Origin of the sequence: Methylobacterium sp. J-030 (assembly GCF_022829545.1) — a bacterium.
In the GTDB taxonomy this organism is placed as follows: domain Bacteria; phylum Pseudomonadota; class Alphaproteobacteria; order Rhizobiales; family Beijerinckiaceae; genus Methylobacterium.
Genome location: NZ_JAKSYM010000375.1, coordinates 1 through 433, shown reverse-complemented (window position 1 = coordinate 433; position 433 = coordinate 1). Strand labels below are relative to the sequence as shown.

The following is a 433-nucleotide window of genomic DNA, read 5'->3' as shown; positions in this document are numbered from 1 at the left end:
TCGGCCGAGCTGCACGGCAGTCTCGCCGGCCAGACCCGTCGCACCGTCGTCGCCGGCCCGGTCGCCGCCGCTGTGCCGCTCGGCCGAACGCTCGTGCAGGGCGGCGACGGGGCTGCGGCGGATTAGGTTGCGGAGGGACGTGCGGAGGGACATCGCGGGTCCTCAGATGCGGGGCGCGGGCAGCCGGCCCGCGCGGGTGCGGGCTGGGGTCAGAGCAGGGTGGCGAGGCCAGTCAGCACCATGCGCCAGCCGTTGATCGCGACGGCGGGCAGCAGCTCGCTCGTGGCGTCGAGAAAGCGGAGGCTGCGGCTGTGGGCGGTGGCCGGCCGGATCGGGGTCACGCGCTGCCACGGCCCGATCGCGCCGGGCAGGGGACGTGTTGCCAGGTTGCAGTGTCTGCCGTGAGGGGAGGATCGGGCACGTCCGGTCAGGG

General features: G+C 75.3%; 1 protein-coding gene. It reads right to left on the bottom strand.

Annotated features, from left to right (window positions below; translation table 11 throughout):
- Positions 1-209: 209 nt before the first annotated feature.
- A complete protein-coding gene (locus tag MKK75_RS30495) occupies positions 210-431 on the bottom strand; it encodes a hypothetical protein (protein ID WP_244046230.1) in 222 nt (73 codons plus the stop codon).
- Between the last annotated feature and the right edge of the window lie 2 nt (positions 432-433).